Below are 26,539 nucleotides of genomic sequence, written 5' to 3' on the forward strand. Positions count from 1 at the left end.
GGAATGATTATTGGTATTCCTAAAGAAATAAAAAATAACGAAAATAGGGTGAGTTTATCACCAAGTGGTGTACATGCATTAGTAGAGCAAGGCCACACAGTAATTGTAGAAAAATCAGCAGGATTTGGTTCATATTTTGAGGACATCGATTACATAGATGCAGGGGCAAAAATAGTAAATGAACCAGCTGACGTATGGAATGTAGATATGGTTATGAAAGTTAAAGAACCGTTAGAAGAAGAATTTCAATTTTTTAAAGAAGGGCTAATTCTTTTTACTTATTTACATCTAGCTAATGAAAATAAATTAACGCAGGCATTATTGGACAATAAAGTGATAGGCATAGCATATGAAACAGTGCAATTACCAGATCGTTCTTTACCATTGTTGACACCAATGAGTGAAGTTGCCGGTCGTATGTCTGCTCAAATTGGTGCTGAGTTTTTACAAAAATATAAAGGTGGCATGGGTATCTTGCTTGGTGGCGTTCCTGGTGTTTCTAAAGGACGTGTATCCATTATCGGTGGAGGTCAAGCTGGAACAAACGCAGCTAAGATTGCATTGGGCCTTGGTGCAGATGTTACTATTTTGGATGTTAATCCAAAACGATTGCAAGAATTAGAAGATTTGTTTGATGGAAGAGTACATACGATTATGTCTAATCCATTAAACATTGAACAATGTGTGAAAGATAGTGATTTAGTTATTGGCGCAGTTTTAATCCCAGGAGCTAAAGCGCCAAATCTTGTTACTGAGGACATGATTAAAAAAATGAGGGACGGTGCAGTAATAGTTGATATTGCAATAGATCAGGGCGGCATCTTTGAAACTACCGACCGTATTTCTACACATGATGATCCAATATATAAAAAACATGGTGTGGTTCATTATGCGGTAGCAAATATGCCAGGTGCAGTACCACGTACATCAACGATAGCATTAAATAATGCCACTTTGCCTTATGCACAACAACTGGCTGGGAAAGGTTATTTAAAGGCTTTACAAGATAACCCAGCGTTATTATTAGGGTTAAATACCATCGATGGGCAATTGACAAATAAAGGCGTTGCTGAAGCGCTACAATTGCCATATAAAGATATTGACTCTGTAATAAAATAATAAAGTGGTTTTCGCATGACTGCCTGTGCAAAGTATGATTCTAAGCTTACAGGATGAGCACATGCTTATATTAACTTTGAATATAAAAGACTGTCGACAAAGTTTGAGCTTTTGTCGACAGTCTGTAATGGTAAATCTACTTTAGGTTTGCCATTTTTTGTTTTAATGAATAAAGCGAATGACCTCAGACGATTTTAGTGCCGTGAACTTCTTGAAAAGGAAATGCAGCAATTAAAGCTTCTACGTTATCCTTATTTAATCCACCGCCGGGCATAATTTCAATATTACCACCTGAATTAACTACAAGTTTACCTAGTTGATTTAAATTATCAAAGAGATTAGTGTTAGAAGGCCCTCCGTGTGTTAAAAGTCTAGAAAACCCCATATTGATGAGTTGATGTAATGCTTTGATTTGACCGCGTTGATGAATTTCATCGAAGGCCATGTGGCATACTACTGGTTTAGGATCGGCTAATTGTTTTAGTGTTTTCATTTGCCATTCATTTAATACATGATCTTCTGTCAAGCAGCCGAATACGAAATAATCGACATCAAGTTGTTTGATTGCTTTTATATCTCGTTGCATGATTTCGAAGTCGTATAAATTGTATACAAAATCTCCGCCACGTGGACGAATCATAACTGCAATTGCAACGTTATTTAATCTACATAAAGATGATGCAATTTCAATCATCCCAAGACTAGGTGTAGTACCTCCAACTGATAAGTTATCACATAGTTCAATGCGATCAGCACCATGCGCAATAGCATATTCTACTTGTTGAATTGTTTCTACAACCGCTTCTTTAATCATTTTTCATATCCTGTTAGACTTGTATTCCCATCTTCTGTTACTAGAATATCATCTTCGATACGCACACCAGCGATACCAGGGACGTAGATACCTGGTTCAACTGTAACAACCATGCCTGGAACAAATTTATTCGTATTAGAACTTGAAATATCTTGATATTCATGTTCTTCTAATCCTAATCCGTGACCTAAACGATGTGGGAAGTATTCACCATAACCTGCATCAATGATAATGTTACGAGCGATATCATCTACCTCTTTTATCGTAACACCTGGTTTAATTGCCGCAATTGCTTCTTGTTCAGCTTTTAAAACAATATTATAAATATTTTGTGCTGCTTCACTAGGTGTACCAAATTGTACAGTTCTAGTCATATCACTACAGTAGTTATCATAAATGACGCCTAAATCAAATAAGACATACTCATCTTTTTGTAGTTTACGATCGCCAGGCGTACCGTGTGGAGAAGCTGCATGGTCTCCGAATAGAACCATTGTGTCAAAACTCATTTCATTGACGCCATAGTCTTTAATCGCATTTTCAATATGATTTACAACTTGACGTTCAGTAACGCCTTCTTGTAGAAAATCTACGCCGATTTCTATACATTTATCAGCAAGCTCGCAAGCTTTTTTAATTTTATTGATTTCACTTTCGCTTTTTACATTTCGCAAGTCTTTAATTGTTTGATCTATATCTCCAAATGATTGAACATGAAATGCTTCTATCAATTCGCGTTGACGTTGAACAGTTAAATGAGCTGCTTCAATTAATAATTTTTCAAATGTTTGAGGATACTTGTCTAGTGCGTTCTCAGTATCGAAATAACCGATAATTTCACCTTCAAAAGGAGAAGCTTTGACTTCTTCTACTTCTAATTGTGGACAGAATAGAACTTGTTTGCCATTCTCTTTAATCAATAATGCTAATAAACGTTCATGAGGATTACTTAAATAACCTGTAAAGTAAAAAATATTTAAAGGTGTTGTAATCCACGCCGCATCGGCTTGTTGTTTTTTCAATTCATTTATAATCTGTTCAGACTTCATTCGTCATCATCCTCCTAAAATATGTGTTCGTTTTAATTTTAGGTTACTTCATAGCGGAATTCAAAAATTAAATATTGTTAAAGTACAATTGATTATAATATTTGCGTAATGGTACTAATGAATTAACTTGAATGTGCTATTACTGTGTTATAAAAAGAGAATAACGTGGTATATTAAAATTAAATAGAATTATGGGAGGAATTAACAAAATGAAATTATCATTTCATGGACAATCAACAATTTATTTTGAATCTAATGGAAAGAAAGTAATCGTAGATCCATTTATTAACGGAAATGATCAATCTGATCTAGATGTTAATAAGTTAGAAGTTGATTATATCATTTTAACACATGGTCACAGTGATCATTTTGGCGATACTGTAGAATTAGCAAATAAAAATAATGCCACAGTAGTAAGTTCTGTTGAAATAACAAATTACGTAACGTTAAATAAAGGTGTAGAGAATGCAAGACCAATGAATATTGGTGGTAAAACAGATTTTGAGTTTGGTTCAGTAAAATTTGTTCAAGCCTTTCATAGTTCTAGTTTAACCAATGATGATGGTATTTCAATTTATCTAGGTATGCCAATGGGAGTTATTCTAGAAGTTGAAGGTAAAACAATATATCATACCGGTGACACAGGATTGTTTAGTGATATGAAGTTAATTGCAGAGCGTCATCCGGTTGACGTGTGTTTCTTACCGATTGGAGATAATTTTACAATGGGGATTGATGATGCGAGTTACGCGATTAATGAATTTATTAAACCGCAAATCACAGTACCTGTACATTACAATACATTTGAGTTAATTGAACAAGATCCTCAACAATTTAAAGATGCTGTAACAGTGGGAGAGGTGCAAATCCTTAATCCTGGCGAGGAAGTTAAATTTTAATTCTTTATTGGCAAACAAAGCCTGAAGCACTTTATAGAGCTTCAGGCTTTGTTTTTTATTTTACTATGAGTACTGGGATGCTTGCTCTTTTAGCAACCTTATGACTGACACTACCTAAGACAAATTTTTTCTTGTCTTCAGCTTTACGGTTACTAAGTACGACAATTTCATATTTACCACTATTTGCATGCTTAAGCAATTCTACTTTAGCATTACCGCGTACAATAATTTCATCGTATTCGATACCATATTCATCTAATGCTTCACGAGTACTTCGAAGACCTTCACTACGTTTTTCAATCAATTTATCTAAATGTACACCTGATTTGATTGATGTCTGCGCATCTTGTTCACTAATTGCGTTTAGTATAGTGACAACAGTACCTTCACCTGCTAATTTTGATACTTGTTTAAGTGCTTTTTCATTTTTAAGTGTTGTATCAACACCAAGTAAAATATTTTTGAACATTGTTCATCCCTCCTTAAATTCATTCTAATCAAACTATCCCTATTTATCCAATAAAAAATTAGATTTTGCATACGAATTTTTTTATATAGTATTATTTATAAACAATGGTATGTATGATTCAACTTTTTATTTTTTAAATTCGCTATAATTTATGTCGTTGCATCGCAATTTTAGTTATAAAAAGTTATAATGGCAGAGAAACTGTTCAAAATAAATGAGGTTATTAAAATGACGAAGCATGAGCAAATTTTATCATATATAGAATCTCTAGCAGTCGGACAAAAAATTTCTGTTAGAAAGATAGCGAAAGATTTAGGCGTATCTGAAGGAACGGCTTATCGAGCTATCAAAGATGCTGGACAAATAGGGTTAGTCGCAACCATTGACCGTGTAGGTACTGTTCGTATTGAAAAGAAATCGAGAGAACAAATTGAACAATTAACTTTTGGTGAAGTAGTAAAGATTATTGATGGTCAAGTACTAGGGGGAAGAAATGGATTAATTAAGACCCTCACAAAATTTGCAATCGGTGCGATGGAAATCGAAGATGTAGTTAAATATTTGAGTACACATACTTTACTAATAGTAGGTAATCGTAAAGATGTTCAATTGGCTGCTTTAAAACGAGGTAGCGCTGTTTTGATCACAGGTGGCTTTAGTACTTCTAATGAAATTATAAAATATGCAGATGAGCATGATTTACCAATATTATCTTCGAATTATGATACATATCTAGTAGCTAATATTATTAATAGAGCTATGTATGATCAAATGATTCGAAAAGAAATATTAGTTGTTGAAGATATAGTCAAATCGGTAAATGAACATACGGTTATTTTTGATAACATGACATTAAATGATTACAAGAAAAAAGCAAGAGAAACTGGTCATTCAAGGTTTCCTGTTATTGATGCTCAATGGAAGCTAGTAGGCATTGTTACAAGTAAAGAAATTATAAAAATGGATGAAAAGGATACCATTGCACAATTTATGACCAAAGCACCAATTAATGTACAGTTAACAACGACTGTAGCAAATTGTGCTCATATGATGATTTGGGAAGGTATAGAGCTTTTGCCAGTCACTACGCCAAGTAAAAAACTAGTCGGTGTAATCACGCGTAAAGACGTCCTGACAGCAATGCAACTCTTAAGTCGTCAACCACAAGTGGGAGAAACAATTAATGATCAAATAGCAAAGCACATCACGATTGCAAATGATGGTATTCAAGTGCAGATTACGCCACTCTTAACTAATCAGTTTGGAACGTTAAGTAAGGCAGTGTTCGTTGCAATTATAGAAGAAACAGTACGATACGAAATAAGAAAGTTAAAAAAACTTGAAGTAATGATTGAAAGTTTGAACATTATATATATTAAAACAGTGCAAATAGAGTCTGAAATTGATGTACATTATGATATGTTAGATGTAGGTAGAAATTTTGCAAAATTAGAAATAACAATGTCTAGTAACGGACAGCAAGTAGCGAAAGCAATGATTATTTGTCAGATGATAGACTAGTAAAAATACAATATAACTTTTGAAAAGGAAGAAGCATATGACTAAAGAATTTAATCAAATTATGACTGCAATAAATGAAAAAGAAACAATTATTATACATAGACATGTAAGACCTGATCCCGATGCTTACGGTTCTCAACTTGGATTAAAAAGCTATCTACAATTGAAATTTCCAAACAAAAATATTTATGCTGTAGGCGAGGCGGAACCTTCATTAGATTTCATTGGTACATTTGATGATGTAACAGATACACAGTACAATGATGCGTTAGTTATTGTTTGTGATACCGCTAATTCCCCAAGAATCAGTGATTCAAGATTTAGTCAGGGACAATCATTGATTAAAATTGATCACCATCCTGGAGTTGATCAATATGGTGATATTAATTTTGTTAATACGGAAGCGTCTTCTACAAGTGAGATTATTTTTGATTTCATCAATCACTTTAATGATTTATCAATTATTGATGCTTCAGTAGCTCGCTTATTATATCTTGGCATTGTTGGGGATACAGGACGATTCTTATTTAACAATACAACCCCACATACATTAGAAGCAGCAAGCGAGCTACTTAAATACCCATTTAATCATAATGAAGAATTAAACAAACTTGGAGAAAAAGATCCTAAGTTACTTCCTTTCCAAGGATATGTACTACAAAATTTTGATTTAAATGATAAAGGATTCTGTAAGGTAATTATTACAAAAGATGTTCTTGAAAAATTTGATATAGCGGCTAACGAAGCATCTCTTTTTGTAAATGCAATTGCTGATATTCAAGGTCTCAAAATATGGGTCTTTGGTGTGGATGAAGGTTCAGAAATTAGATGTAGAATTCGTTCGAAAGGTATTATAATCAATGATATTGCGAGTGATTTTGGTGGTGGCGGACACCCGAATGCATCAGGCGTTTCTGTTGAAAACTGGGAACAATTTAATCATTTAGCAGCAGCATTAAATAATAAATTGTAATAGCAAAGGAGGTATTTGTTGATGGTTGCGCATTTAAATATTCACACAACATATGATCTATTAAATTCTAGTTTAAGAATTAAAGATGTGGTGACTAAAGCTGCAAAAGAAGGTTATACAGCCTTAGCCATCACAGATACAAACGTTTTATATGGCTATCCACAGTTTTATGACGCATGTATAGCAGCGAATATGCATCCTATTTTTGGTATGACAATCTATGTAACAGATGGGTTATCCGAGGTTGAAACAATCGTCTTAGCTCAAAACAACCAAGGGTTAAAAGATTTATTCAAGTTATCTTCAGCTATCAAAATGAAAGAAAAAACAGAAACCCCTGTAGAGTGGTTGAAAAAATATTCACAACATTTTGTTGTCATATTTAAAAATGTAGATCAATCACATCAAACTATTATTTCTGAGTTTAACAAGGAAGCGAATATATATGTGAATCATACGAGTCAAGTATCATACAATTTACCTATCGTATGGGCACAAAATACATGCTATCTAAATCGGGAGGATGCTGAGACGTTAACGGCATTAGCCGCAATTAAAGATAATTCGAAATTAGATTTAGTAAGTGAACAACAGGATTATGATGCGCATTTGTATGGTCAACAAGATTTAAGTGAACTCAGCCTAAGCAAAGATATATGGCATAATACAAACGAACTGGCAACGCTTTGTAATGCTGAACTACGCTACCACCAATCTTTGCTGCCAAAATTCAAAACGACAGATAATCAGCCGTCTAAAGATTATTTGTGGAGTTTATTAGAAAGTAGCTTACAGCGATTAAACTTAGCTGAACACAAAGTAGCGCAATATAAGCGTAGGCTGTTACATGAATATCAAATTATCACTGACATGGGATTTGAAGATTATTTCTTAATAGTAAGTGATTTAATACATTATGCTAAAACACATGATATCTTAGTGGGACCAGGCCGTGGCTCTTCTGCTGGTTCTCTCGTGAGTTATTTATTAAATATTACTACTATGGATCCAATAGAATATAACCTTTTATTCGAACGGTTTTTAAATCCAGAACGTGTCACAATGCCAGATATAGATATTGATTTTGAAGACACACATCGCGACAAGGTGATTCAATATGTTCAAGAAAAATACGGTTCCCATCATGTAGCAGGTATTGTAACGTTTGGTCATCTATTAGCAAGAGCTGTAGCAAGAGATGTGGGCAGAATTATGAGTTTTGATGATATTACGCTAAATGAAATTTCTAAATTGATTCCACACAAGTTAGGTATTACTTTAGATGAAGCATACGCTCAGGAGGATTTTAAACAATTTGTGCACCGGAATCATAGGCATGAGCGATGGTTTGAGATATGTAAAAAGTTAGAGGGCTTACCTCGCCATACATCTACGCATGCAGCTGGAATTATTATTAATGATCATCCTTTATATGAATATGCACCACTTACTTTAGGAGATACAGGACTTTTAACGCAATGGACTATGACAGAAGCTGAGCGGGTAGGTCTGTTGAAAATTGACTTCTTAGGACTGCGGAATTTATCAATCATACATCAAATTGTTAAACAAGTTCGTAGTGATATGAATGTTAGCATAGACATAGAACAGATACCGTTTGATGATGAGAAAGTGTTTCAACTATTATCTAGAGGCGACACCACAGGTATATTTCAACTCGAATCAGATGGTATTAGAAATGTATTACAAAAATTACAACCTGAACATTTTGAAGATATCGTAGCTGTGACTTCACTTTATAGACCTGGTCCAATGGAAGAAATACCAACTTATATTTCAAGAAGACATGATTCTACAAAAGTTAAATATTTACATGAAGATTTACAACCCATATTAAAAAAGACATATGGAGTTATTATTTATCAAGAACAAATTATGCAAATTGCGAGTAAGTTTGCTGGATTTAATTATGGTGAAGCGGACATTTTAAGACGTGCAATGAGTAAGAAAAATCGAGCTGTGCTAGAAAGTGAACGACACCATTTCGTTGAAGGTGCATTAAAAAATGGTTATAGCGAAAGTTTGAGTAAACAAATATTTGATTTAATATTAAAATTTGCAGATTATGGCTTTGCACGTGCACATGCAGTGAGTTATTCCAAAATCGCATATATCATGAGTTATTTGAAGGTTTACTATCCCAATTATTTTTATTCAAATATTTTAAGTAACACAATCGGTAGTGAGAAAAAAACATCACAAATTATTGATGAAGCAAAACATCAAAATTTAAATATTCTTTCTCCACATATTAATTATAGTCATTGGTTTTACAAAGCCACTAAAGAAGGTATCTATTTATCGATAGGTGTAATTAAAGGCGTAGGCTATCAAAGCGTTAAATTGATTGTTGATGAGCGGAAAGCAAATGGATATTTTAAAGACTTTTTTGATTTTGCCAGACGTATACCGAAAAGGATAAAATCAAGAAAGCTATTTGAAGCATTAATACTTGTAGGTGCATTTGATACATTTGGAAAAAATAGAGCCACGCTATTACAGGCTATTGACCAAGTGTTGGATGATGTGTCTAATGTTGAGCAGGATGGATTTATATTCGACGTTTTAACGCCTAAAACAACATATGAAGAAAAAGGTGAATTACCCGATAAAGTATTAAGTGATTATGAAAAGGAATATTTAGGTTTTTATGTATCTACGCATCCAGTTGAAAAGACATTTGAGCAAAAACAATATCTGGGTATTTATAAACTAACGAATGCGCGAGATCATCAACCAATATTAATTCAAATTGATAGTAGTAAAAAGATACGCACCAAAAATGGTCAAAACATGGCATTTGTAACATTGAATGATGGATTGAATAATTTAGATGGTGTCATTTTCCCTGATGCATATAAAAAATATGAGTCATTATTAAATGGAGACGACGTTTTTATTGTCAGAGGTAAGTTTGATAATCGAAATAATAAGAAACAACTTATTATCAATCAAATAGAATCTATAGAAGCATATGAATCATACATTTTTAATAACGCAAAACAAATTGTTATTAGAAATTTAAATGACGAACCTGAATTAGAACAATACATTACTCAAAATAAAGATAATGACCATATACCAGTAGAATACTTTCAAGAAGGTCAGAATAACTTTAAAACAATAGGCTATGTGGCCCGTAATAATGCATCAATTAGGGAATTAATACAAAAGTTTTCTCCTTGGGATATTAGAATTATTTAACTTTAACAGCATTATAAACTATGATATAGTTGACTGATGGTTATACATAAGCTTGCCATCAGTTTTAATTTTCATGAAATTAAAACTATGACATATTTAATAACAAATAAATCTATATGTTTTTATTACAAATATTAACAGTGCAAATGTAATTTTTGTTTTTGTTAACGATATCATTTGTAATTTACGTTAGAGTGTAATAAAAATATATATGAAATGATATTTATACTAAATTGAATGTAAAGGGGTAGATTTACATGACTTTGCGAGATGAAGCTCTAGAAATGCATAGAAAAAATCAAGGAAAATTAGAAGTAGCTGCAAAGGTGAAGGTTACCAATAAAGATGAATTAAGTTTGGCATATTCACCGGGCGTAGCTGAACCATGTAAAGAAATACATGAGGACCCTAGAAAAGTATTTGAATATACTATGAAAGGGAATACGGTTGCTGTGGTTACTGATGGTACTGCAGTATTAGGCCTAGGCAATATTGGTGCAGAAGCTAGTATTCCAGTAATGGAAGGAAAAGCCGTGTTATTCAAAAGTTTTTCTGGTATAGACGGTGTACCTATTGCTTTAAATACTACCGATACAGAAGAAATTATTAATACCGTGAAATTATTAGAGCCTAATTATGGTGGGATTAACTTAGAAGATATTTCAGCACCTCGTTGTTTTGAAATTGAAGAAAGATTAAAAAAAGAAACAAAAATACCTGTTTTTCATGATGACCAGCATGGTACGGCAATCGTAACGGTTGCAGGTATGATTAATGCGCTTCGCATTGTTGATAAAGACTTATCAGATATTAAGGTAGTACTTAATGGTGCAGGTGCAGCTGGTATGGCAATTGTTAAATTACTCTATTCTTATGGCGTTCGTGATATGATTATGTGTGATTCAAAGGGAGCGATTTATGAAGATCGTTCATTTGGTATGAATGATACTAAAGCATATGTTGCAAGATGGACAAATAGAGATAAAATAGAAGGTAGCTTGGAAGATGTTATCAAAGATGCAGATGTATTCATTGGTGTTTCTGTAGCTGATTTATTATCAAAAGAAATGGTTGAATCTATGGCAGATGATCCAATCATTTTTGCGATGGCAAATCCTAATCCAGAAATTAATCCAGAGGTTGCGAAAGAAGCAGGTGCTAAAGTTATAGGTACTGGTCGTTCAGATTTTCCAAATCAAATTAATAATGTGTTAGCATTCCCTGGAATATTTAGAGGTGCATTAGATGTAGAAGCAACTCATATTAATGAAGAAATGAAACAAGCTGCAGTAGAAGCTATTGCTGATTTGATAAAACCAGAAGAACTAAATCCAGATTATTGTATCCCTGGTCCATTCGATAAACGTGTGGCACCTTCAGTCGCGAGAGAAGTCGCAAAAGCAGCAATGGAATCAGGTGTAGCAAGAATGGATGTTGATCCGGAAGAGATTTATAATAAGACTATGAAATTAACAGACTTAGATAAATAATAATCATAATTTCTAATCTCTATACACTTTAATGTTTAAGTAAAGGGAAAGATAGTGATGGTTATGTGGAGGTTTACCAATGTTTAAAGATTTTTTCAATAGAAGTAGTAAAAAGAAAAAGTACGTTACGGTATCTGATTCAAAACAAAGTGATGTCCCAGCAGGCATAATGACGAAATGTCCAAAATGTAAAAAAATCATGTATACCAAAGAATTGGCTGAAAATTTAAATGTTTGTTTTAATTGTGATCATCACATTGCGTTAACTGCATATAATCGTATTAATGCTATTTCTGATGAAGGCACATTTAAAGAATTTGATAAAGGAATGACCTCTGCGAATCCATTGGACTTTCCAAGTTATGAAGAAAAAATTCAAAAAGACCAACAAAAAACAAAACTTAATGAAGCTGTCGTTACTGGAACAGCCGAATTAGATGGCGTGCCTTATGGTGTTGCAGTTATGGATGCAAGGTTTAGAATGGGTAGTATGGGATCAGTGGTAGGAGAAAAAATTTGTAGAATTATTGAGCATTGTACAGATAACCGTTTACCATTCATACTATTCTCTGCCAGTGGTGGCGCAAGAATGCAAGAAGGTATCATTTCATTGATGCAAATGGGTAAAACAAGTGTGTCATTGAAGAGACATGCTGACGCAGGATTATTGTATATTTCATACATAACAAATCCTACCACAGGTGGTGTTTCTGCAAGTTTCGCATCTGTAGGTGATATCAACATCAGCGAACCGAAAGCTTTAATTGGTTTTGCTGGTAGACGTGTAATCGAACAGACAATCAATGAAAAATTACCAGAAGACTTCCAAACTGCAGAATTTTTATTAGAGCACGGACAATTAGATAAAGTAGTGCATAGAAAAGAAATGAAGACCACATTATCTAATTTTCTTAAAATGCATCAAGAGGTGAAAACGAATGCTTGATTTTGAAAAGCCACTTTTTGAAATAAAAAACAAAATTGAATCTTTAAAAGAATCACAGGAAAAAAATGATGTTGATTTACAAGAAGAAATTGATATGCTTGAAGCTTCATTAGCTCGGGAAACTGAAAAAATATATACTAATCTTAAGCCATGGGATCGTGTGCAATTAGCGCGATTACAAGAAAGACCAACGTTATTAGATTATATTCCACACATCTTTGATTCATTCATTGAACTACACGGGGATCGTAATTATCGTGATGATCCAGCAATGGTGGGCGGTATTGGTTATTTAAATGGGCATGCTGTAACGGTTGTTGGACAACAACGGGGTAAAGATACGAAAGATAATATTTATCGTAACTTTGGTATGGCTCATCCTGAAGGCTATAGAAAAGCAATTCGATTAATGAAGCAAGCTGAAAAATTCAATCGTCCAATTTTCACTTTTATTGATACTAAAGGTGCATATCCAGGTAAAGCGGCTGAAGAACGTGGGCAAAGCGAATCGATTGCTAGAAATTTAGTTGAAATGGCTTCACTTACAGTACCGGTGATTTCGATTGTCATTGGTGAAGGTGGTAGCGGTGGTGCATTAGGTTTAGGCATTACAAACCGCATACTTATGTTAGAAAATAGTACATATTCAGTTATTTCTCCTGAAGGTGCATCAGCATTATTATGGAAAGATAGTAACTTAGCTAAAATTGCTGCAGAAACAATGAAAATTACTGCAGAAGATTTACATGAATTAAAAATTGCAGATGAAGTAATTAAAGAACCATTAGGTGGCGCACATCACGATATTGCAATACAAGCACAAAGTATAAAAGCCACGTTTGAACGTCATTTATCAGAATTAAATAAATTAAGCGAGCAGCAACTAGTTGAAGATCGCTATAATAAATTTAGAGCTATTGGTGCTTATACTGAATAATTAGCATGTTTCCTCTACGTCTATCGATGTGGAGGATTTACTTTGCTATCATTCTTAAAATCGTTCTATCTGTTTAAGATTTAACAGATAAAGGTACATAAGTAATAGCATTTTGAATAGAGATACTGTCAAAATTAAGCAAACGCTTTCTATGTGAATATTAATCGAACGCTTATATTTAAAACGTTTACATTCATTCGCAAGCCTAATTTTAATGGCACCTCATTAGATTTTATGGTATTTTTAGAGTAAGAAATACAAGTTAGAAAGGTATGTCGTCATGAAAAAAATTGCAGTGTTGACAAGTGGTGGAGATTCACCAGGTATGAATGCAGCGGTAAGAGCTGTTGTTCGTAAAGCGATTTACAATAACATTGAAGTTTATGGTGTTTACCAAGGCTATCAAGGCTTATTAAACGATGATATTGAGAAGCTTGAACTTGGTTCTGTAGGTGATACTATCCAACGTGGCGGTACATTTTTATATTCAGCGAGATGTCCTGAATTTAAAGATCCAGACGTGCGTAAAAAAGGTATTGAAAACTTACGTAAAAGAGGTATCGAAGGTCTTGTAGTTATTGGTGGAGATGGTAGCTATAGAGGTGCTCAACGTATAAGTGAAGAATGTGAAGAAATCCAAACGATTGGTATTCCAGGAACAATTGATAATGATATCAATGGTTCTGATTTTACAATTGGTTTTGATACAGCATTAAATACAATTGTTGAATGTGTCGATAAAATTCGCGACACAGCGTCTAGTCATGCCCGAACATTCATTATTGAGGTTATGGGACGTGACTGTGGAGATTTAGCACTATGGGCGGGTCTGTCAGTAGGAGCAGAAACAATCATTGTTCCAGAAGTAGAAACAGACATCAAAGAAGTAGCAGAAAAAATCGACAGTGGTATAAAAAGAGGTAAAAAGCACTCTATTGTCATCATTGCTGAAGGTTGTATGTCAGGAGAAGCTTGCGCCGCAGAATTGACTAAATACATTAATGTTGATGCACGTGTGACAGTACTTGGACATATTCAACGTGGTGGAAGTCCAAGTGGGGCAGATAGGGTACTTGCTTCACGATTAGGTGGTCACGCAGTCGATTTATTATTAAACGGAAAATCTGCAGTTGGTGTAGGTATTCGTAATAATGAATTAACTGATACGCCATTTGATGAAATCTTTAACTCGCATGAACATGAGTTTGATTTCAAAACATATGCATTAACGAACGAATTATCTATATAAAATACTGGGAGGCATTAATAATGAGAAAAACTAAAATTGTTTGTACTATAGGACCAGCGTCAGAATCAGAAGAAATGCTAGAAAAATTAATCAAAGCCGGAATGAACGTAGCGCGCTTAAACTTTTCACATGGTGATCATGCAGAGCATAAAGCGAGAATTGATACGATTCGTGAGGTTTCAAAAAAACTAGGTAAAACAGTAGCAATCTTACTTGATACTAAAGGTCCTGAAATCCGTACGCATAATATGAAAGACGGTGTTATTGAACTTGTAAAAGGTTCAGAAGTCATCGTGAGCATGACTGAAGTAGAAGGTACAACTGAAAAATTCTCAGTAACATATGATAATCTTATTAACGATGTTGAAGAAGGTTCATATATTTTATTAGATGATGGTCTAATTGAATTACAAGTTAAAAAAATTGATCAAGCAAATGGCGAAGTACTTTGCGATGTTTTAAACACTGGAGAATTAAAAAATAAAAAAGGTGTTAACTTACCAGGCGTTAAAGTGAGCTTGCCAGGTATTACTGAAAAAGATGCAAACGACATCAATTTTGGTATTAGTGTAGGCGTAGACTTCATTGCTGCTAGTTTCGTACGTCGCCCTAGCGATGTATTAGACATTCGTAAATTATTAGAAGCACAAAAAAATACAAACATTAGCATTATTCCAAAAATTGAAAACCAAGAAGGTATTGATAATATCAAAGAAATTCTTGAAGTTGCAGATGGATTAATGGTAGCTCGTGGTGACATGGGTGTTGAAATTCCACCAGAATCAGTACCAATGGTACAAAAAGATTTAATTAGACAATGTAATAAATTAGGTAAACCAGTTATTACTGCTACACAAATGCTTGATTCTATGCAACGTAACCCACGTCCTACACGTGCAGAAGCCAGTGATGTTGCCAATGCAATTTATGATGGTACTGATGCAGTTATGCTTTCAGGTGAAACGGCTGCTGGACAATACCCTGAAGAGGCAGTTAAAACAATGCGTAATATTGCGATTTCTGCTGAAGCAGCGCAAGATTATAAAAAATTATTATCTGACCGTACTAAATTAGTTGAAACGTCATTAGTGAATGCTATTGGGGTGTCTGTTGCACATACGGCATTAAACTTAAAAGTTAAAGCTATTGTTGCAGCTACAGAAAGTGGTTCAACTGCGCGTACGATTTCTAAATATCGTCCACAATCAGATATTATTGCTGTGACTCCAAGCTCAGAAACAGCACGTCAATGTGCATTAGTTTGGGGAATTCACCCAGTGGTCAAAGAAGGTCGTAAAACTACAGATGCATTATTAAATAATGCCGTAGCTACTGCTGTTGAAACTGAAAAAGTTCAAAATGGTGATTTAATCATTATCACTGCTGGTGTACCAACTGGTGAAAAAGGTACTACAAATATGATGAAATTACACCTTGTTGGAGATGAACTAGCAAAAGGTCAAGGTATTGGTAGAAACTCAGTAGTTGGCCATACTCTAGTTGTTAATGACGCGAGTGAATTAGAAGGTAAAGATTTATCTGATTCAATCATTGTTACATCTTCTGTTGATGAATCTCTTGTACCATATATTGAAAAATCAATTGGTTTAATCACTGAAGAAAATGGTATTACTTCTCCAAGTGCGATCATAGGTTTAGAAAAAGGTATTCCTACAGTAGTTGGCGTTGAGAATGCTACAGCTGAAATTCAAAGTGATATATTAATCACAGTTGATGCTAATCAAGGTAAAATCTTCGAAGGTTATGCTAACGTACTTTAATAAAAATGGGTGTTATGAAATTGTAGAATGAAAATTCCATAATACTATATATGAAGTAAATTTGGGTGGTAACACCCAAGGTTCAGAAAAGACCTATCAAATTATTTAATTTGATAGGTCTTTTTGTATTTCAATATGCTTTAAGACAGAGCAATATAAAAAAACATCTATATTCATTGAAAAATTACAATGGATATAGATGTCTAAATACAATTAATTAAAATTGTTTTTGTTGTTTACGTGCGGTTTTTTTAAAGCGTAAGTACATTATTGTAAGAATAACAAACCAAATCGGTGTTAAGAATACTGCGCGTCTTGTATCTATGTTAACGAATAATAAACAAAATACGAGTATAAAGAAAATCAATATAATATAACCCATATACTTGCCACCAAATAACTTAAATGTTGCGTTTTTATGTAATTCTGGGTTACGTCGATGATAATTAATATAAGCAATAGTAATCAATGCCCAAACAACGAGAAATAGTACAGTTGAAACGGTAGTAATGTACGTAAATACAAGTGAAGCGTTAGGTACAATATAGTTTAAAAGAGCAGCAATCATAAGCAATGCACATGAGAATAAAATTGCGATGTGCGGCACTCCGTTTTTATTTGTTTTAGTAAAAAGCGGTGATGCCTGTGCTTTGCTAGATAGTCCAAATAGCATTCGACTATTTGAAAAAATACCACTATTACATGATGATGCCGCGGCTGTTAACACTACAAAGTTAATAATACCTGCTGCAAAAGGTATACCAACCAGTGCAAATAATCTGACAAATGGACTTTCATTTGGGTTAATATCATTCCAAGGAATGATAGACATGATAACTGCCAGAGCACCGACATAAAATACTAATATTCTCAATGGAACACTATTTACGGCTTTTGGAATTGTGGTTAATGGATTCTTCGTTTCGCCTGCAGTGACGCCTATTAATTCGATACCTACGAATGAAAAGAGTGCCATTTGGAAGGACATAACGAAGCCACTGATACCTTTTGGAAAAATCCCATTACTATATAGGTTAGTTAATGATGCATGGCCAAACTGTGTTTTGTAAGCCATAGCAATCATAATTGCACCCACTACAATTAAGGCGATGATAGTGACAATTTTAATAATTGAAAACCAAAACTCTAATTCCCCGAATAATTTAGCGCTTAATAAATTAAGTGACATTAATACTAAAACACAAAATAGTGCACTTAACCAATTAGGAACGTGTGGAAACCAAAAACTGACATATTTTGCAACGGCTGTTACTTCTGCCATACCTGTAATAATCCAACATAACCAATAAGTCCATCCAGTGACAAACCCTGCAAATGATCCAATATAAGCATTGGTTACATCTGCAAATGATTTGAAATTAGTGTTTGTAACGAGCAATTCTCCCAAGCCTCGCATAAACATAAATAGCATAAATCCAATTATTATATATGTAAGTAAAATAGAGGGGCCAGTTAATGCTATTGTTTGACCTGCGCCTAAGAATAATCCAGTACCAATTGCTCCCCCAATAGCAATAAGCTGAATATGACGATTACTTAGTTCTCTTTGTAACTGATTTTTAGCCATTAAAATAACTCCTTTATTAAGTTAATTATTATTATGCAATGTGATTTAAAATAACACAACTATTTTTTAAACATAGTAAATAATGATAAGTACAAAAATACATTAATAATTTGTTATTAAACTTGATAACCAATTAAAATGCTATAAAAATTGATGTGTGGTGAATTCCATATTAAAATAAAGATACGACAACCTATATGATTGTGGCGTTTATAAGGGCATATAAACAAATTATTATTTCTTATTCTTTTGGTAGGACAATAAATCTTAAAATATTCACAAAATAGTAAATATTGGATATAATGGTTATTGAAAGCCATTTCATAATGAAATAGAAAAGGGGAATTTATATATGGCAGAGTTACAAAAAGGTTTAGAAGGGGTAATTGCAGCTGAGACAAAAGTAAGTTCTATTATTGATAGTCAATTGACTTATGCAGGTTATGATATCGATGATTTGGCTCAGAATGCAGAATTTGAAGAAGTTATCTTTTTGTTATGGTACTATCGTTTACCAAACGAGGAAGAATTACAATCATTAAAAGATAAACTATATGAATATATGACATTAAATCCAAGAGTGTATAACCACTTTAAAGAATATGCGACAAGTAATGTCCATCCTATGACTGCATTAAGAACATCAGTTTCATATGTAGCACACTTTGATCCTCATGCTGAAGATGAAAATGACGATCAAACAATGGAAAGAGCGGTACGTATACAGGCGAAAATAGCTTCCCTTGTGACTGCATATGCAAGAGTAAGAGCAGGCAAAGAAGTTGTGAAGCCTAATAAAGATTTAAATTACGCTGGCAACTTCTTATATATGTTGAGAGGAGAGTTACCAACTGATATAGAGATCGAAGCTTTTAATAAGGCGCTCGTTCTACATGCAGACCATGAGTTAAATGCCTCAACATTTACAGCTAGATGTGCCGTATCATCTTTATCTGATATGTATTCTGGTATTGTAGCAGCTGTAGGTTCTTTAAAAGGACCATTGCATGGTGGCGCAAACGAACGTGTAATGAGCATGCTATCAGAAGTGAAATCAATCGATGAAGTAGATGCTTATATCGACAATAAAATTGAAAATAAAGAAAAAATTATGGGCTTTGGACATCGTGTATATAAAGATGGTGATCCGAGAGCGAAATACTTAAAAGAAATGAGCCGTAAAATCACAACCGAAACAGGACAAAGTCAACTGTTTGATATCTCGGTTAAGATTGCAGATAAAATGAAAAAAGAAAAAGGCTTAATCGCCAATGTTGATTTCTTTAGTGCAACAGTTTATCACAGTATGAATATTGATCATGATTTATTTACACCAATTTTTGCTGTAAGTAGAACATCTGGCTGGATAGCGCATATCTTAGAGCAATATAGAGATAACAGAATCATGCGTCCAAGAGCGCAATATATCGGTGAAACAAATAGAAAATATGAACCAGTTGAAGAAAGATAATTTGATTGTTACATTTAACTACCACTGCTGTTTTGTTCAGCAGTCTTTTGTTCAATCAAAATTTTTCTGAAAATATTAAATAAATAGAAATTAAAACACGGAGGTTTTTTACATGTCAGGTGAAAAAGTATTAAAAACAAATGAAGGTTTAACAGTTCCAAATAATCCAATTATCCCATTTATTATCGGTGACGGTATTGGTCCTGATATTTGGAAAGCAGCTAGTAGAGTGATAGATGCAGCTGTAGAAAAAGCATATAATGGCGAAAAGAAAATCGAATGGAAAGAAGTATTAGCTGGTCAAAAAGCATTCGACGAAACTGGCGAATGGTTACCACAAGAAACGTTAGATACAATTGATGAGTATTTAATTGCAATCAAAGGTCCATTAACAACTCCAATCGGTGGCGGTATTCGTTCACTCAATGTTGCTTTAAGACAAGAGTTAGATTTATTCACGTGTTTACGTCCTGTACGTTGGTTCCAAGGTGTGCCATCACCAGTTAAACGTCCTGAAGACACTGATATGGTTATTTTCCGTGAAAATACTGAAGATATCTATGCAGGTATTGAATTTAAAGAAGGTACACCAGAGGCTAAAAAAGTAGTTGATTTCTTACAAGATGAAATGGGCGCTAAGAATATTAGATTCCCTGAAACTTCTGGTATTGGTATTAAACCAGTATCTAAAGAAGGTACTGAACGTTTAGTACGTGCTGCAATTCAATATGCTATTGACAATAACCGTAAATCGTTAACGTTAGTGCATAAAGGTAATATCATGAAATTTACTGAAGGTGCATTTAAACAATGGGGTTATGATTTAGCTCATAACGAATTTGGTGATAAAGTATTTACTTGGCAACAATATGATAAAATTGTTGAAGAAGAAGGTAAAGAAAAAGCGAACGAAGTTCAAACACAAGCTGAAAATGATGGTAAAATTATTATTAAAGATTCAATTGCTGATATTTTCTTACAACAAATTTTAACACGTCCAGCGGATCATAATGTAGTTGCTACAATGAACTTAAATGGTGACTATGTATCTGATGCATTAGCAGCACAAGTCGGAGGAATTGGTATTGCTCCAGGTGCTAACATCAACTATGAAACAGGACATGCTATTTTTGAAGCAACGCATGGCACTGCACCAAAATATGCTGGTTTAAATAAAGTGAATCCATCTTCAGAAATTTTAAGTGCAGTATTAATGTTAGAACATTTAGGTTGGCAAGAAGCTGCAGACAGCATTACAGATTCAATTGAGAAAACAATTGCGTCTAAAGTTGTAACTTATGATTTTGCACGTTTAATGGACGGTGCTAAAGAAGTTTCGACATCAGAGTTTGCAGATGAATTAATTAAGAATATCTAAGTTAATTTTAACGATTGCATTAATATTTAATTTATACAATAGATGGCCTGATAATATTCATTAATGAATATTATCAGGCTTTTTTATGAAACATGTAACCTTAATACACACTTGTTTCAAATCATAGTATAGTGATGATTGTTCATAATATGAAATAAATGTTAAGATTCTATTAACTTGTAATTTTCAGAATTTGCTGATAAAAGTTAAAAATAGCGCAATAGATTGTTTATAGCACAATCATATGGACTTTATAACACCCCAACTATTTAATCTACATTGCGTATTGTTAAGTTTATGTAAAAATATTTTAAACTATGTTATTTTTATTAAAATTTAAGTTATAATTAATTTGTAAACACAAATATGGAGGGACACTATGTCACAAAAAGTACTTGTAGTAGATGATGAACAATCGATCGTAACCTTGTTAAAATATAATTTAGAACAAGCGGGATACATAGTAGAAGTTGCTTATGATGGAGAAGAAGCATTGGATAAGGTTAATACTACAAATCCAGAATTAGTCGTATTAGATGTTATGCTCCCTAAAAAAGATGGTATTGAAGTATGTAAGACAATTCGTTCAGATAAAAATCTTGTGCCTATTCTCATGTTAACAGCTAAAGATGATGAATTTGATCGAGTACTTGGGCTTGAGTTAGGCGCTGATGACTACATGACTAAGCCATTTTCGCCAAGAGAAGTTGTGGCACGAGTGAAAGCTATTTTAAGAAGATCAGCAATGATTAATGAAGCTATTACTATTGAGAATGATGATGCGGATATTATTATTGGATCAATTAGAATTAGACCCGAGTATTTTGAAGTGTATAAAGAAGATGAACTATTAGAACTCACACCAAAAGAATTTGAATTGTTATTATATCTTATTGAAAGGCAAGGTAGAGTTATTACTCGAGAACATATGTTGAATTCAGTTTGGAATTATGAATTTGCAGGTGATTCGAGAATCGTAGACGTACATATTAGTCATTTAAGAGATAAATTAGAAGAAAATCCTAAACAGCCTAAACTCATTAAAACAGTACGTGGACTAGGCTATAAATTGGAAAGACCGAAAGTTTAATGCTGAAGTTTCACCAGAGACTCTTATTACTATTATGTACGATTGTTATTGTCAGCTTTTTAGCTTTAGGTACCATTATTACACATGTCATTTATAATACAGTGACTATCAGTCAGCAAGGTGATTTAGAACATCGAGCAGATCATATCGTTAGTTTGTATAAACATGGTAAAAAATCTGAAATAAGAAATATCGCCAAAAATGAGAAATTAAGTGTAATGCTTAAAGAAAATAATGGTGTTTTATTTTCCACTCAAAAGGGAGTGCCGGTCAATAACAATATTAAAAATACAGCTAATCCTTCTAATCTCATTTATGATAAAGAGGGAAATGACCATCGATTTACATTTCGAACATCTATCGATGACACACATGTTTTCATAAGTGGCATCAATAATGATATCTTAAATTTACAAGTTCAGATATGGAAATACACAGCTTTAATTGGCTTATTTGTGCTCATCATTATTTTTTGTGTAGTTCGTAGTATTAATCGTACGTATATAAGACCTATAAATGAAGTGACGTATGCTACAAATTTGTTGGCTGAGGGATATTACCATGTGAGAGTGCCTGAAAGTAACGTCAAGGAAACAAGAGAACTATTTGTAACCACAAATGAGCTTGCACGTAAACTACAGTTACTGAATCATAAACAAAAATTACAGTCTAATCGCTTGAAAACAACAGTTGAAAATATACCGAGTTCTATTCTAATGATAGATAAGTATGGTGAAATCGTTGTGGCCAATAAAGCTTATTATGAAGTTTTTACGCCTGATGAAGCTGTTGAACATAAAAGTTATGTTGATTTCATTGATGAAAAGATTCAAAAGCTAATTACAGAATCTTTCAAAATGGAAAAACCAATATATGATCAAATTGAAATAATGATAAATCAAGTACATCAAAAGTATTTTGATACTGCATGTGTGCCAATTCTGTCTAAGACAAAGAAAAACTTATACGGAATGGTTATTGTTTTACATGATATTACTAATTTAAAGAAATTGGAAAACTTACGTAGAGAGTTTGTTGCGAATGTGTCTCATGAATTAAAAACACCAATTACATCAATTAAAGGGTTTGCTGAAACATTGTTAGATGGTGCGAAAAATGATGAACAGACATTAAATGATTTCTTAAATATTATTTCTAAGGAATCCGATCGAATTGAAACATTAGTATTTGATTTGTTGGATTTATCTCATGTAGAACAACAAACTGAAATAGAAACAGCGTACGTAAGTCTTTCTGAAATAGCTGAAACGACCATACAAAATTTATCAACGATTGCTGACAGTAAAGACATAACGATTGTCGATGAAATTCATCCTAATATTGTTATTGACGCCAATAAAGATAAAGTTGCACAAGTGGCATTAAACTTACTTTCTAATGCAATTAGTTATTCAAAACCTTCGAGTAAAGTCATTGTTCGAGTATATAAAGAAGCTAATAAGAGAATGTTAGAAGTACAAGATTTTGGAATAGGTATAAGCGAAGAGGACCAAAAACATATTTTTGAACGATTTTATAGAGTAGATAAAGCCAGAAGTAGGGATTCTGGAGGTACTGGTTTAGGTTTATCTATTACTAAACACATCATGGAAGCACATCATGGTAAAATAAACGTGTTTAGCCAGTCGAATGAAGGTTCTACGTTTAGAGTTACATTTTATGAGACAACTAAAATGTAGTATAATAAATTAACAGATGGTCGATCTAATTTCACAGTTGTGTAATTAGATCGACTTTTTCATATGCCATCTAATGTAAATATGAATGAACATTGATAAACAATTATTTTCATATAATGATATACGACGTATCGATACAGATGTAGTGATTATTTGTGATAAAATGAAATATAAATATGTGTTGGAGGTTAAACTATTGAATAAATTAATCTTAATTGATGGTAACAGCTTAAGTTTTAGAGCTTTTTATGCCTTACCATTATTACAAAATAAAGCAGGTATCCATACGAATGCAGTATATGGTTTTGCTATGCTACTTGAAAAAATTATAAAAGAAGAACAACCTACACATTTCTTAGTTGCATTTGATGCAGGAAAAACAACATTTAGACATGACACTTATGGTGAATATAAAGGTGGACGTCAGACAACACCACCAGAGTTAAGCGAACAATTCCCGTATGTTAGACAGTTATTAGATGCCTATCAAATCAAACGTTATGAATTAGATAATTATGAAGCTGATGATATTATTGGTACTTTAAGTAAAGCAGCAAACGATGAACAATTCCAAACAATTATTGTCACTGGAGATCGTGATTTAACACAATTAGCTACAGAAGATGTGACGATATATTATACGAAAAAAGGTGTTACAGATGTCGATCACTATACACCTCAATTTATTTCTGAGAAATATGATGGATTAGTTCCTGAACAAATTATTGATATGAAAGGGCTAATGGGTGACACTTCAGATAATATTCCTGGTGTAGCTGGTGTCGGTGAAAAGACAGCTATAAAATTATTGAAACAATTTACGACTGTAGAAAATGTTTATGAACATTTAGATGAAGTGTCTGGTAAGAAATTAAAAGAAAAACTTGAAAATAGTAAAGATGATGCGTTAATGAGTAAGAAACTCGCAACGATTAATTGCGAAAGCCCGATTGAAGTTTCTTTAAAAGATACTAAACTTCCAGAAAACCCAGATATTAGTGAAAAAATAGAATTATTTAAAAAATTAGAGTTCAAACAATTGTTAGACCAAATTGATATTAATGGAGATAATACTACTACCGAAGAAAAAGAGATGAATGTAACGACTGATTTTACAAACATAGATTTTACAGATTTGAAATCTGCGATTGTACATTTTGAATTAGATGGCTCTAATTATTTAAAAGATGATATATTAAAATTTGCTTTGTATGATGGTATCCACCACGTTGTTATTGATGCTCAAGACATTCATAAGTATGAACAGCTTATTGAATGGTTGGAAAATGAGCAAACAGAAAAAATAGTTTATGATGCAAAGAAATCATACGTGGTGGCACATAGATTGGATATTAATATAAAAAACATTGAATTTGATATCATGCTAGCAAGTTATATTATCGATCCTTCTCGAAATATTGATGATGTGCATTCGGTGGTGACGAATTTTGGTCAACACTTTGTGCAACAAAGTGTTGCTGTATACGGTAAAGGCAAGAAGAGACAAGTGCCTGAAGATGAAATACTCAATCATTACATTGCAACAATCATAGAAGCGATAAGTGAGTCGCAATCTATCATGAAAGATTACTTAGAAGAATACAACCAAACGGATTTATTGTATGATTTAGAATTACCATTAGCACGTATTTTAAGTCAAATGGAAGAAATTGGTATTTACACAGATGCGAAAGATCTTCAAGAAATGGAAAAAGAAATTCAAAGTAAATTAGATGTATTGGTAGATAACATTTATCAATCTGCTGGAGCATCATTTAATATTAACTCTCCTAAACAACTAGGCGTTGTCTTATTTGAAACGCTAGAGTTACCAGTGATAAAAAAGACGAAAACAGGCTATTCGACAGCAGTGGATGTTTTAGAACAGTTACAAGGTGAACATCCAATCATTGAATATATATTAGAATATCGTCAACTTGCTAAATTACAATCGACCTATGTAGAAGGTTTGCAAAAGGTTATAAGCAAAGATAATAGAATTCATACTCGGTTTAATCAAACGCTTGCGCAAACAGGTAGGTTATCTTCTATAGACCCAAACTTACAAAATATACCTATTCGCTTAGAAGAAGGTAGGAAAATTAGAAAAGCTTTTAAATCTACTGATGAAAATAACGTTATTTTCTCAGCCGACTATTCACAAATTGAATTAAGAGTATTGGCACATATTACGCAGGATGAAAGTATGAAACAAGCATTTATTAATGATGAAGATATTCATACCGCTACAGCAATGAAGGTGTTTGAAGTTCCTGCTAATGAAGTAGATAGTGTTATGCGTAGACAAGCAAAAGCTGTTAACTTTGGAATTGTATATGGTATTAGTGATTACGGTTTGAGCCAAAGCTTAGGTATTACACGTAAGCAAGCGAAAAAATTTATTGATGATTACTTAAATAGTTTCCCAGGCGTGAAACAATATATGGAAGATGTTGTAAAAGATTGTAAAGCTCAAGGTTATGTTGAAACACTATTACATCGTCGTAGATATATTCCTGATATCACAAGTAGAAACTTTAACTTAAGGGGTTTTGCAGAAAGAACAGCAATGAATACACCTATTCAAGGTAGTGCAGCAGATATTATTAAATTAGCAATGGTTAACTTTGCAAACGAGGTTAAGCATACAGAATTCCATGCTAAGCTATTATTACAAGTACATGATGAATTAATATTTGAAATACCTAAAGAAGAAGTAGAAGCGTTTGGAGAGTTCATAGAAGATATTATGGACAATGCGCTAAAATTAGATGTACCATTGAAAGTTGAGTCCAGTTATGGTCAAACTTGGTATGATGCAAAATAGAAAGAAGGTATAA

Annotated in this window: 19 protein-coding genes; 15 read left to right on the top strand and 4 right to left on the bottom strand. The window is 33.2% G+C overall.

Going from position 1 to position 26,539, the window contains the following annotated elements; genetic code table 11:
• Positions 1-3 precede the first annotated feature (3 nt).
• Complete coding sequence (gene ald / locus PYW31_RS05810; RefSeq protein WP_046836696.1) at positions 4-1,119, top strand: alanine dehydrogenase; 1,116 nt, start codon at positions 4-6, stop codon at positions 1,117-1,119.
• A 184-nt stretch (positions 1,120-1,303) separates the two neighbouring features.
• On the opposite strand, the gene PYW31_RS05815 is transcribed toward ald, so the two are convergent.
• Complete coding sequence (locus tag PYW31_RS05815) at positions 1,304-1,933, bottom strand: copper homeostasis protein CutC (RefSeq protein WP_046836695.1); 630 nt, start codon at positions 1,931-1,933, stop codon at positions 1,304-1,306.
• Complete coding sequence (locus PYW31_RS05820; protein WP_046836694.1) at positions 1,930-2,982, bottom strand: M24 family metallopeptidase; 1,053 nt, start codon at positions 2,980-2,982, stop codon at positions 1,930-1,932. Before PYW31_RS05820 ends, PYW31_RS05815 begins: the two co-directional genes overlap by 4 nt.
• Before the next feature lie 209 nt (positions 2,983-3,191).
• Here PYW31_RS05820 and PYW31_RS05825 point away from each other — a divergent pair, with 209 nt between their 5' ends.
• Positions 3,192-3,881: a metal-dependent hydrolase gene (locus tag PYW31_RS05825; RefSeq protein ID WP_046836693.1), complete on the top strand. Its 690-nt coding sequence runs from the start codon at positions 3,192-3,194 to the stop codon at positions 3,879-3,881.
• 55 nt (positions 3,882-3,936) lie between these two features.
• Here the strand turns inward: PYW31_RS05825 and PYW31_RS05830 are convergent, their stop codons facing one another.
• Positions 3,937-4,350 carry a universal stress protein gene (locus tag PYW31_RS05830; protein ID WP_046836692.1) on the bottom strand — a complete coding sequence of 138 codons (414 nt, stop codon included), beginning with the start codon at positions 4,348-4,350 and terminating at the stop codon, positions 3,937-3,939.
• Positions 4,351-4,578: 228 nt separating this feature from the next.
• On the opposite strand from PYW31_RS05830, the gene PYW31_RS05835 reads away from it, so the two are divergent.
• The 8 genes from PYW31_RS05835 (at position 4,579) to pyk (ending at position 16,472) form a co-directional block, all read left to right on the top strand.
• Positions 4,579-5,871, top strand: coding sequence for a DRTGG domain-containing protein (locus PYW31_RS05835; protein WP_046836691.1), 1,293 nt, complete (start codon positions 4,579-4,581; stop codon positions 5,869-5,871).
• 37 nt (positions 5,872-5,908) lie between these two features.
• On the top strand, positions 5,909-6,844 hold the full coding sequence (locus PYW31_RS05840; protein ID WP_046836690.1) for a DHH family phosphoesterase: 936 nt from the start codon (positions 5,909-5,911) through the stop codon (positions 6,842-6,844).
• A 21-nt stretch (positions 6,845-6,865) separates the two neighbouring features.
• Positions 6,866-10,069: a DNA polymerase III subunit alpha gene (locus PYW31_RS05845; RefSeq protein ID WP_046836689.1), complete on the top strand. Its 3,204-nt coding sequence runs from the start codon at positions 6,866-6,868 to the stop codon at positions 10,067-10,069.
• 257 nt (positions 10,070-10,326) lie between these two features.
• The gene (ystJ, locus tag PYW31_RS05850; protein ID WP_046836688.1) at positions 10,327-11,559 is read left to right on the top strand and encodes an NADP-dependent malic enzyme; all 1,233 of its coding nucleotides are present in this window, start codon (positions 10,327-10,329) and stop codon (positions 11,557-11,559) included.
• 79 nt (positions 11,560-11,638) lie between these two features.
• Positions 11,639-12,505 (top strand): acetyl-CoA carboxylase, carboxyltransferase subunit beta, encoded by an 867-nt coding sequence (gene accD, locus PYW31_RS05855; protein ID WP_046836687.1) that lies wholly within the window; start codon positions 11,639-11,641, stop codon positions 12,503-12,505.
• Positions 12,498-13,442 carry an acetyl-CoA carboxylase carboxyltransferase subunit alpha gene (locus PYW31_RS05860; RefSeq protein WP_046836686.1) on the top strand — a complete coding sequence of 315 codons (945 nt, stop codon included), beginning with the start codon at positions 12,498-12,500 and terminating at the stop codon, positions 13,440-13,442. The genes accD and PYW31_RS05860 overlap by 8 nt, the downstream gene beginning before the upstream one ends.
• A 280-nt stretch (positions 13,443-13,722) precedes the next feature.
• On the top strand, positions 13,723-14,691 hold the full coding sequence (gene pfkA / locus PYW31_RS05865; protein WP_046836685.1) for a 6-phosphofructokinase: 969 nt from the start codon (positions 13,723-13,725) through the stop codon (positions 14,689-14,691).
• Positions 14,692-14,711: 20 nt separating this feature from the next.
• The gene (gene pyk, locus PYW31_RS05870) at positions 14,712-16,472 is read left to right on the top strand and encodes a pyruvate kinase (RefSeq protein WP_046836684.1); all 1,761 of its coding nucleotides are present in this window, start codon (positions 14,712-14,714) and stop codon (positions 16,470-16,472) included.
• 217 nt (positions 16,473-16,689) lie between these two features.
• Here the strand turns inward: pyk and PYW31_RS05875 are convergent, their stop codons facing one another.
• On the bottom strand, positions 16,690-18,060 hold the full coding sequence (locus tag PYW31_RS05875) for an amino acid permease (RefSeq protein ID WP_046836683.1): 1,371 nt from the start codon (positions 18,058-18,060) through the stop codon (positions 16,690-16,692).
• Positions 18,061-18,412: 352 nt separating this feature from the next.
• On the opposite strand from PYW31_RS05875, the gene PYW31_RS05880 reads away from it, so the two are divergent.
• The 5 genes from PYW31_RS05880 (at position 18,413) to polA (ending at position 26,526) form a co-directional block, all read left to right on the top strand.
• Positions 18,413-19,531 (top strand): citrate synthase, encoded by a 1,119-nt coding sequence (locus PYW31_RS05880; RefSeq protein ID WP_046836682.1) that lies wholly within the window; start codon positions 18,413-18,415, stop codon positions 19,529-19,531.
• Between the two features lie 112 nt (positions 19,532-19,643).
• Positions 19,644-20,909, top strand: coding sequence for an NADP-dependent isocitrate dehydrogenase (icd, locus tag PYW31_RS05885; RefSeq protein ID WP_046836681.1), 1,266 nt, complete (start codon positions 19,644-19,646; stop codon positions 20,907-20,909).
• A 379-nt stretch (positions 20,910-21,288) separates the two neighbouring features.
• Positions 21,289-21,999 (top strand): response regulator transcription factor, encoded by a 711-nt coding sequence (locus tag PYW31_RS05890; RefSeq protein WP_046836680.1) that lies wholly within the window; start codon positions 21,289-21,291, stop codon positions 21,997-21,999.
• Positions 21,999-23,699, top strand: a complete 1,701-nt coding sequence (pnpS, locus tag PYW31_RS05895; RefSeq protein WP_046836679.1) for a two-component system histidine kinase PnpS — start codon at positions 21,999-22,001, stop codon at positions 23,697-23,699. The genes PYW31_RS05890 and pnpS overlap by 1 nt, the downstream gene beginning before the upstream one ends.
• Positions 23,700-23,895: 196 nt before the next feature.
• The gene (gene polA, locus PYW31_RS05900) at positions 23,896-26,526 is read left to right on the top strand and encodes a DNA polymerase I (RefSeq protein WP_046836678.1); all 2,631 of its coding nucleotides are present in this window, start codon (positions 23,896-23,898) and stop codon (positions 26,524-26,526) included.
• The last annotated feature ends 13 nt before the right edge of the window (positions 26,527-26,539 follow it).

The organism is Staphylococcus succinus, assembly GCF_029024945.1.
GTDB lineage: Bacteria > Bacillota > Bacilli > Staphylococcales > Staphylococcaceae > Staphylococcus > Staphylococcus succinus.

Excerpts from the sequence above, each read along its gene's own strand:
- ald (WP_046836696.1), top strand. The coding sequence starts at position 4 with ATGATTATTGGTATTCCTAAAGAAATAAAAAATAACGAAAATAGGGTG.
- PYW31_RS05815 (WP_046836695.1), bottom strand. The coding sequence starts at position 1,933 with ATGATTAAAGAAGCGGTTGTAGAAACAATTCAACAAGTAGAATATGCT.
- PYW31_RS05820 (WP_046836694.1), bottom strand. The coding sequence starts at position 2,982 with ATGAAGTCTGAACAGATTATAAATGAATTGAAAAAACAACAAGCCGAT.
- PYW31_RS05825 (WP_046836693.1), top strand. The coding sequence starts at position 3,192 with ATGAAATTATCATTTCATGGACAATCAACAATTTATTTTGAATCTAAT.
- PYW31_RS05830 (WP_046836692.1), bottom strand. The coding sequence starts at position 4,350 with ATGTTCAAAAATATTTTACTTGGTGTTGATACAACACTTAAAAATGAA.
- PYW31_RS05835 (WP_046836691.1), top strand. The coding sequence starts at position 4,579 with ATGACGAAGCATGAGCAAATTTTATCATATATAGAATCTCTAGCAGTC.
- PYW31_RS05840 (WP_046836690.1), top strand. The coding sequence starts at position 5,909 with ATGACTAAAGAATTTAATCAAATTATGACTGCAATAAATGAAAAAGAA.
- PYW31_RS05845 (WP_046836689.1), top strand. The coding sequence starts at position 6,866 with ATGGTTGCGCATTTAAATATTCACACAACATATGATCTATTAAATTCT.
- ystJ (WP_046836688.1), top strand. The coding sequence starts at position 10,327 with ATGACTTTGCGAGATGAAGCTCTAGAAATGCATAGAAAAAATCAAGGA.
- accD (WP_046836687.1), top strand. The coding sequence starts at position 11,639 with ATGTTTAAAGATTTTTTCAATAGAAGTAGTAAAAAGAAAAAGTACGTT.
- PYW31_RS05860 (WP_046836686.1), top strand. The coding sequence starts at position 12,498 with ATGCTTGATTTTGAAAAGCCACTTTTTGAAATAAAAAACAAAATTGAA.
- pfkA (WP_046836685.1), top strand. The coding sequence starts at position 13,723 with ATGAAAAAAATTGCAGTGTTGACAAGTGGTGGAGATTCACCAGGTATG.
- pyk (WP_046836684.1), top strand. The coding sequence starts at position 14,712 with ATGAGAAAAACTAAAATTGTTTGTACTATAGGACCAGCGTCAGAATCA.
- PYW31_RS05875 (WP_046836683.1), bottom strand. The coding sequence starts at position 18,060 with ATGGCTAAAAATCAGTTACAAAGAGAACTAAGTAATCGTCATATTCAG.
- PYW31_RS05880 (WP_046836682.1), top strand. The coding sequence starts at position 18,413 with ATGGCAGAGTTACAAAAAGGTTTAGAAGGGGTAATTGCAGCTGAGACA.
- icd (WP_046836681.1), top strand. The coding sequence starts at position 19,644 with ATGTCAGGTGAAAAAGTATTAAAAACAAATGAAGGTTTAACAGTTCCA.
- PYW31_RS05890 (WP_046836680.1), top strand. The coding sequence starts at position 21,289 with ATGTCACAAAAAGTACTTGTAGTAGATGATGAACAATCGATCGTAACC.
- pnpS (WP_046836679.1), top strand. The coding sequence starts at position 21,999 with ATGCTGAAGTTTCACCAGAGACTCTTATTACTATTATGTACGATTGTT.